The organism is Serratia sp. HMSC15F11, assembly GCF_001808215.1.
Taxonomy (GTDB): Bacteria; Pseudomonadota; Gammaproteobacteria; order Enterobacterales; family Enterobacteriaceae; genus Serratia; species Serratia nevei.
The window spans coordinates 1-7,952 of the sequence record NZ_KV792411.1 but is presented as its reverse complement, the minus strand read 5'-3'; the positions used below and the strand labels follow the sequence as shown (position 1 = coordinate 7,952).

The following is a 7,952-nucleotide window of genomic DNA, read 5'->3' as shown; positions in this document are numbered from 1 at the left end:
GGAGGGAGTGACCATCTCATTAAATATCCTACGCTAAGCCTGTTTTTTGTACAGACTACTATCCACTGAGCGTAATGAGCGGTATTTACCCTGTCCCAGCTTGAGATTTGTTCGCCAGACGTAATCCCCACTCAGATTTATGTGCTCCCATCCCAACGGGGACAGATGAGCAATAAGCTGTTCATTTAGTGGGAGTCCTTTTCGCTTCAGAGCATCAATAGCTCTTTCTATATATACCGTATTCCACAGCGAGATCGCCGAAGTCAGCAATGTCAGACCGCTGGCTCGGTAGCTTTGATTTTCCAGTCCCCGATCTCTGATTTCCCCCAGTCGGTGCATAAAGACAGCCCGCGCCAGGGCATTGCGGGCCTCACCTTTATTCAACCCTGCCTGTACTCGGCGACGTAGGGAAGGATCCCGGAACCAGTCCAGCATAAACAATGATCTTTCGATGCGGCCAATCTCCCTAAGCGCCTTTGCCAGACCATTCTGTTTCGGGTAGCTGGCCAGCTTTTTCATCATCAGTGATGCTGTTACCGTTCCCTGCTTTATAGAACTTGCCAGACGCAGTACCTCATGCCAGTGGGTTTCAATTTCCTTAAGATTCAGACTGGTTGAGGATATGATTGACTGAAGCCCCGGATACAACTCAGCTTTCCCATGAATAAACAACCGTTTGTCATGAAGATCCCGAATCCTTGGCGCAAAGGCGAATCCGAGCAGATGCATTAGCGCAAATACATGCTCAGTGAAGCCTGCGGTGTCGGTATAATGCTCTGTAATATCCAGATCGGTTTCGTGGTACAGCAGACCATCAAGCACGTGTGTTGAGTCCCGCACGCGGCTGATTACTTTGGTGTAAAACGGGCTGTATTGGTCCGAAATATGCGTATAAATCTGCACGCCTGGCTCCTGACCGTATTTCAGATTGACCTGACCCGCATAGCGCCCATGACTCCCTACCCGAAAGTTCTGTCCGTCAGACGATGACGTTGTTCCATCGCCCCAGAATGCCGCCAGAGGTCGCTTTTTCTGGGTATTGACCAACTCGGCCAGCGCGGCTGAATAAGTTTCATCCCTGATATACCAGGCCTGAATGCCCTCAAGTGACGATTTTGTCGTTCCCGGACAGGATTCGGCCATTTTTGTCAGCCCAAGGTTGATGCCATCGGCCAGGATGGTGGTCAGTAGCAACTTTCTGTCTTTAGGTCTGACGTGATTATTTTTGAGGTGGGTGAAATGGCGGGGAAAACCCGTCCAGCTATCCACTTCATCCAGCATTTCAGTAATTTTAGGGTGAGGCAGCATGCCATACACCAGATCACCAAAAGGGGATGCTGCTGAAGGGACACTGTTATCCAGCGGGGTAATTTTGACGCCTTTATCCGATATATCAACATCGGGCAAATCACCGGCCAGCGCCATCGCATTCACTTCCTCCAGGCGTGATGTCAGAAGCGTCATACGGCTCTCGATGTATTCATGGCAATCGGTTGGAATAGCGAGGGGTAACTGGTTATCCCGGAGTGATTTTTCAAAATCGCCATGCGGGATCAAATAATCATCGAAATTCCTGTAGCGACGAGATCCTTTCACCCAGATGTCACCTGAACGTAAAGCTCCCTTCAGCTCATTCAGCACACAAAATTCGTAATATTTTCGGTCAATGCCGTTGGACGTGATCACCACCTTTCTCCAGCTTTCCGGGATGAACCCGACTGGCGCGGAAGACGGTACTTTTCGCAGTTGCTTTCGATACATCTCTCTGACGGTATCCAGCGCATCACTAAGCTGCATTGCGGCGGGGGCAGCACTGAACTGCAACGCGGACAGCATCCGAGGGGCATATTTACGCAGCGTGCTGTATTTTTCTGTGATCAGATGCAACGGGTCGAAGTTGTCCTTACGTGACAGGAACCGTGTCTCTTCCACGCTGTTGATGAATTCCTGCCAGGGAAGGACGTCTTCTATTGCAGCCCAGGGATCTTCGCCAGATTCTCTGGCGTTAAGTAATGCCTGCCCGACGGTAACATATTGCTTCAGCTTACTCTGAATCAGCTTTCCCGTTTGCTGGAGTCGTTCGGCCTGCGTGCGTTTTGCCCTGCTGAACAGACTGCCGAGAATACGTTCATGCAGATCAATAACTTCGTCAGTCAGGGTGGACCTGGCTTCCGATATGACACAAACTAGCGAGGCATAACGGCGAACATCCGTAAATTTTGCCAGGTCCCGGCTGCTCATTTTCCTGCCTTCGCGTGCGAGTTTCAGGAGCCGGTTCTGGTGAACAGAAAGCGCAATACCGTCAGGCAGTGCCAGCGACTCTATCGCATTTAACCGGTCGATATGTTGCAGGACATTCTTACCATTAATTTTGCCCGGAGGCTGGAGCATCCAGGCCAGTCGTGAAGGCTGTTCACCCTCAGATACCAGCAGACGGTCCAGCGCCGCTTTATGTCCCGGTTCAAGCTGCGCGGTTAGCGCAGAAAATACCGCCCTGTCAGCAAGAGTTGTTGCTTCGGCCAAAGTTCGCTCGATGACCTCAACAGAGGGGAAAATCACCTTATTATTGTGGAGCCAGGAGAGCATTTCTTCCGCAAGCAAAAAACCTCTGTCTGTCCGCATGGCGTGGGGATAAAGGTGGCGAATACAGGTTTTTTGCAGTACCCGGTTGAATGGGGATAATTCCAGGTAGCGGTAGAGTTCAGTCAGATGCTCCCAGCGGGTGACCTCTCTTGATGCATACTCGGCCCACAAATCAGGCTGAAGCTTCAAATGCGCGGCCAGCCGGGAAACAACACCGTCGTGAGGAGACATACTTTTGTCAGGAGGAAAACCAGGTCCCCGCAAATAGCAGAGTAAGACAGCAAAGCCCAGGCGATTAGCGGGCCTCCGGTGTTTATTAATAAGCGCGAGGTCATGTTCACTCAAAAAGCACATGCGCGTCAGAAGAACGTCATCATCCGGCACAACCAGCAAGCGTTCTTTTTCTTCACTATTGAGTATTTGTCTCCGTGGCATAGATGCTTCCTCTGCATATGGTTGATTTGAGTTATCACTTCACACTGACCGAAACCGGTCGGTTTCGTACGCCTCGCAAACAATATGTCCGAAAGTCAGCGAAATTTGTTTCGTACATACGTTATAATTCGGACACCCTTTGCGTACGGAAAGTTTCCTATGTCACGAGTTTTTGCCTACTGTCGGGTCTCCACTCTGGAACAGAATACAGAAAACCAGCGCCATGAAATTGAAGCGGCGGGTTTTGCCATCAGACCCCAGCGGCTGATTGAGGAACATATAAGTGGTTCGGTTGCTGCCAGCGAAAGACCAGGGTTCATCCGGTTGCTTGATCGAATGGAAAGCGGTGACGTATTGATTGTCACCAAACTTGACCGACTCGGCCGTAATGCGATGGATATCCGAAAAACAGTTGAACAACTGGCTACTTTAGATATCCGTGTTCATTGTCTCGCTCTCGGAGGTGTGGATTTAACCAGCCCGGCCGGAAAAATGACTATGCAGGTGATTTCAGCTGTGGCTGAGTTTGAGAGGGATCTGCTGATTGAACGCACACATTCAGGGATTTCTCGGGCAAGTTCAGCCGGGAAACGCTTCGGTCGTCCGCCCATCTTGAGCGAGGAGCAAAAAAAAATAGTGTCAGAGCGCCTTAATTCCGGGGCCAGTATCAGTGCGGTTGCCAGAGAATTTAATACCACCCGGCAAACCATACTCCGGGTAAAAGCAGGACAGCAATAATACTGAATTTGAATAAAGCCCATAACTGGCCAGGCAGTTGAAACTGTTCTTGAAGTAAACATCTGGAAAGCATGAAACATCATTCTATCCACAGGGAGCAGTGGCTATTATAATCGAATTTCGATAACGAAATTCGATTATAATAGCCAATAAAACCAGCAATCAGGATCTGACCATGAACGATACTGCCAGGAATGATCACAGCCCCTGGGCTGTCTTTCTGATTTTCTTCCGACTTGGCCTGACATCCTTCGGCGGCCCAATTGCCCATCTGGGTTACTTCCGCGATGAGTTTGTGACGCGACGGCAGTGGTTGACCGAGCGCAGCTATGCAGATTTGGTCGCTCTGTGCCAGTTCCTTCCGGGACCAGCAAGCAGTCAGGTTGGTATAGCGCTCGGGCTGTCCCGTGCCGGTTATACCGGGGCGCTGGCAGCATGGGCCGGCTTCACGCTACCGTCAGCAGTTGCACTGATCCTGTTTGCGCTGGGGATGACCAGTTACGGGGATGTGATGCCCTCTGGTGTATTGCATGGGCTGAAAGTGGTAGCCGTTGCGGTGGTCGCGCAAGCTGTATGGGGCATGGCCCGAAATCTTTGCCCGGATATACCGCGTATTACTGTCATGGCAGTGGCAACCTGCTTTGTGCTTCTTGTGCCATCGGCCTGGGGACAGGTGGGAGTAATCGTCACTGCGGCTGTCACTGGCATGTTACTGTTCAAACCTCAGCAGACGACGGTACATGATCCGCTGCCCGTTTCAATACGGCGTCGCGTCGGATTGTTCTGGCTCACGCTGTTCTTTGTGCTACTGACAGGGTTACCATTGCTGACGGCGATATTCCCAAATCCGACGCTGTTAATGGTAGAAACTTTCTACCGGACCGGATCACTGGTTTTTGGTGGCGGGCATGTCGTGCTGCCATTACTGCAGACTGAAGTCGTTCCTTCTGGCTGGGTCAGCACTGATACATTCTTGGCTGGCTACGGCGCTGCCCAGGCCGTTCCTGGACCATTGTTCACTTTTGCAGCCTTTCTCGGGGCTTCGATGAACCAGGTGCCTTCTGGCTGGCTGGGTGGTCTGGTTTGTCTGCTGGCAATTTTCGCACCGTCCTTCCTTCTGATTGTGGGAGCATTGCCGTTCTGGGAAAGTCTGCGCCGCAATATCCGTACACAAGCAGCGTTGCAGGGTATTAATGCAGCCGTAGTTGGCCTTCTGCTGGCAGCTCTCTATCAACCAGTATGGACGAGCGCAGTTCTCGCTCCGCAAGATTTCGGCCTTGCCCTTGTGGCACTGGTCGCTCTGATGTTCTGGAAACTGCCGCCGTGGCTGGTCGTAGTGAGTTGCGGTGTTGCGGGTTGGTTGTTGAGTTTAGCACTGTGAGGTTCCGGGCGTGACCGACAAAGATCTTTACGGCGGGATGATCCGTTTGCACATCCTGCATCATGCAGCCAAAGAACCCGTCTTTGGTCTGGGCATCATTGAGGAATTGCGACACCACGGTTATCAACTCAGCCCGGGTACCCTGTATCCGATGCTGCACGGTATGGAAAAGAAGGGGTATCTCACTTCACGACATGTTCAGGCCGGTCGACGAAGTCGGCGAGTATATGAAATCACCGGACAAGGGCACATAGCGCTAACGGACGCCAGAAACAGGGTGAAAGAGCTGTTCGGTGAACTTGTTGAAGGCAAATGATATGCCTATGGTTTTAGTCCGGTCTGCCGTCTTCTGAAAACGACAGACACATGTAAGATTATCCGCTGCCTGGCAGAAGGAGACTTTGTGAAAACGCTCATGGTGTGTATTTATACGATCAGAAGGCGTTTTTTTCGCTGGGCATGTACCTGGTGGTCTATGGCCTGCGCAATGCCGGGCTCACGGAGTATCTGTCTGGTGTACTGAACCTGCTGGCAGAAAAGGGGTTATGGGCAGCAACGTTCGGCACCGGCTTCCTGACCGCGTTCCTGTCGTCGGTGATGAACAATATGCCGACGGTGCTGATTGGCGCGCTGTCGATTGACGGGAGTACGGCGACTGGCGTCGTCAAAGAGGCAATGATTTATGCCAACGTGATTGGCTGCGATTTAGGCCCGAAAATCACCCCGATTGGCAGTCTGGCAACCCTGCTTTGGCTGCATGTGCTTGCCCAGAAAAATATAACGATCACCTGGGGTTATTACTTCCGCACCGGCATTATCATGACTCTGCCCGTGCTGTTTGTCACTCTGGCCGCGCTGGCGTTGCGGCTTTCCATCACTTTGTAATGAGATAAAGATATGAGCAACATTACCATCTATCACAACCCGGCCTGCGGCACTTCACGCAACACGCTGGAGATGATCCGTAACAGCGGTAACGAACCGACCATTATTTATTATCTCGATACGCCACCGACCCGTGATGAGCTGATTAAACTTATTTCAGATATGGGAATTACGGTGCGTGCATTGCTGCGTAAGAATGTTGAGCCTTATGAACACCTGGGCCTTGATGAAGAGAAATTCAGTGATGAGCAGTTGATTGATTTTATGCTTCAACATCCGATCCTGATTAATCGGCCGGTAGTCGTTACGCCGCTTGGCACTCGTCTTTGCCGCCCTTCAGAAATAGTGCTGGATATTCTACCTGAAGGTCAGAAAGGAGTGTTTACCAAAGAGGACGGCGAAAAGGTCATTGACGAAACGGGGAAGCGGGTTAAGTAACCTGTTTTTTTCGTCTCATTTTTATCGTATTCGGGCGTCTGTCTGTACCATACAGACGCTCGCTTTTTGTAATGCCAGCTAAAGAAACAGGTTTAACGAATGGAAGGGACTTCCCCTAGATATGCGCCTGATTAACTTTCGTGCAATCATAGGATAAACATTGACCCAGAGGGATTCGTTATGACCATCACCACTGTCGGTATCGATCTTGCTAAAAATGTGTTTGCTGTTCACTGCATTGACCAAAATGGTAAAGCTGTTCTGGTTAAACCCAAGGTGTCGCGTGCAGCACTTTCTGAACTCATCGCAGGTTTACCTCCCTGTGTCATTGGAATGGAAGCCTGCTCGGGTGCCCACTATTGGGCAAGATTATTCAGGCAGTATGGCCATGATGTCCGGTTGATGGCTCCGAAATTTGTCTCACCCTATCGCATGGCGGGTAAGACCGGGAAAAATGATGCAGCTGATGCAATAGCTATTTGTGAGGCAGTGCAGCGGCCGCATATGCGCTTTGTACCAGTCAAAGACGAAAGCCAGCAGGCAATGCAATGCTTACATCGGACAAGACAGGGATTTATCCAGGAAAGAACAGCAACGTATAACCGTCTTCGGGGCCTGATATCTGAATTCGGGGTTATTGCCCCACAAAGCACTGATGCTCTGCGTCATGTTGTTTCTGACCAGAAGGAAACTCTGCCAGTACAGGTTAGGCTGTGCATTGATGATCTATTGACACATGTCACTAATATTGAAGAGAAAATCGCCGAATATGACAGGGTATTATCTCGTGTGGCCAAAACAGATCATCGCAGCCAGCAGTTAATGGAACTGAAAGGTGTTGGGCCCACCACAGCGAGTGCGCTGGTCGCCAGTATTGGCAATGCCCATGATTTTAAGAACGGGCGCCAACTGGCAGCCTGGTTGGGGCTAACGCCATCACAATACAGTAGTGGCGGAAAATCAAAGCTTGGCAGGATAACAAAAGCGGGTGATGCCTATCTGCGAACCCTACTGGTCCAGGGAGCCCGTTCTGTAATGGTAGGGGCAGAGAATAGAACGGACCCGTTTAGCCGTTGGGTCTGCTCGTTGATTGGTAGGCGGGGATACTGGCGTGCTGTCGTTGCAATCGCCGCCAAGAATGCGAGGTTGTGCTGGGCATCATTACATTACGGCGATGACTTCAGACTGTATTCAACAACATGAAAAATTTAACTGAGTAGTAACTGAACTGTAAATTGTTGATGGTAAAGGGTTAGACCCCCGTGAGAAGTATCTGCATATCCTACTGGATATCACTATCCGATTAACGAAGGAGGATCTCACGAGCGTCTTTCATCAGGGTCCGAATCACTAGCGATTCAGCATGACCGTTTATAGTAGCGCAGTCTTATCCCTTGCCTTTCATTGATGAACAGACAGAAATTAAAAACCGGCGTTGACTGTTCGGGGAAGCCCTTATAGTAGGATATTTAATGAGATGGTCACTCCCTCC

Annotated in this window: 6 protein-coding genes and 1 pseudogene; 6 read left to right on the top strand and 1 reads right to left on the bottom strand. The window is 50.6% G+C overall.

Annotated elements, in window-relative coordinates; translation table 11 throughout:
* Positions 1 to 33 precede the first annotated feature (33 nt).
* Positions 34 to 3,018: a Tn3 family transposase gene (locus HMPREF3138_RS06975; RefSeq protein ID WP_070558876.1), complete on the bottom strand. Its 2,985-nt coding sequence runs from the start codon at positions 3,016 to 3,018 to the stop codon at positions 34 to 36.
* 159 nt (positions 3,019 to 3,177) lie between these two features.
* Here HMPREF3138_RS06975 and HMPREF3138_RS06970 point away from each other — a divergent pair, with 159 nt between their 5' ends.
* From HMPREF3138_RS06970 to HMPREF3138_RS06945, 6 genes and pseudogenes are all read left to right on the top strand, one after another.
* A complete protein-coding gene (locus HMPREF3138_RS06970) occupies positions 3,178 to 3,756 on the top strand; it encodes a recombinase family protein (protein ID WP_070558874.1) in 579 nt (192 codons plus the stop codon).
* A 175-nt stretch (positions 3,757 to 3,931) separates the two neighbouring features.
* A complete protein-coding gene (gene chrA, locus HMPREF3138_RS06965) occupies positions 3,932 to 5,137 on the top strand; it encodes a chromate efflux transporter (protein WP_004206572.1) in 1,206 nt (401 codons plus the stop codon).
* A gap of 10 nt (positions 5,138 to 5,147) precedes the next feature.
* Entirely contained in the window at positions 5,148 to 5,453 is a 306-nt protein-coding gene (locus tag HMPREF3138_RS06960; protein ID WP_004206574.1) for a PadR family transcriptional regulator, read from the top strand.
* A 119-nt stretch (positions 5,454 to 5,572) separates the two neighbouring features.
* A pseudogene (locus HMPREF3138_RS06955) lies at positions 5,573 to 6,022 on the top strand (ArsB/NhaD family transporter); the annotation flags it as partial.
* A 12-nt stretch (positions 6,023 to 6,034) separates the two neighbouring features.
* Positions 6,035 to 6,460, top strand: a complete 426-nt coding sequence (gene arsC / locus HMPREF3138_RS06950; RefSeq protein ID WP_070558872.1) for a glutaredoxin-dependent arsenate reductase — start codon at positions 6,035 to 6,037, stop codon at positions 6,458 to 6,460.
* 180 nt (positions 6,461 to 6,640) lie between these two features.
* Positions 6,641 to 7,663: an IS110-like element IS5708 family transposase gene (locus tag HMPREF3138_RS06945; protein WP_000156884.1), complete on the top strand. Its 1,023-nt coding sequence runs from the start codon at positions 6,641 to 6,643 to the stop codon at positions 7,661 to 7,663.
* The last annotated feature ends 289 nt before the right edge of the window (positions 7,664 to 7,952 follow it).

What these genes read in the sequence shown, in the direction of transcription:
- HMPREF3138_RS06945 (WP_000156884.1), top strand. Translation starts at nt 6,641, where the DNA reads ATGACCATCACCACTGTCGGTATCGATCTTGCTAAAAATGTGTTTGCT.
- HMPREF3138_RS06970 (WP_070558874.1), top strand. Translation starts at nt 3,178, where the DNA reads ATGTCACGAGTTTTTGCCTACTGTCGGGTCTCCACTCTGGAACAGAAT.
- arsC (WP_070558872.1), top strand. Translation starts at nt 6,035, where the DNA reads ATGAGCAACATTACCATCTATCACAACCCGGCCTGCGGCACTTCACGC.
- HMPREF3138_RS06975 (WP_070558876.1), bottom strand. Translation starts at nt 3,018, where the DNA reads ATGCCACGGAGACAAATACTCAATAGTGAAGAAAAAGAACGCTTGCTG.
- chrA (WP_004206572.1), top strand. Translation starts at nt 3,932, where the DNA reads ATGAACGATACTGCCAGGAATGATCACAGCCCCTGGGCTGTCTTTCTG.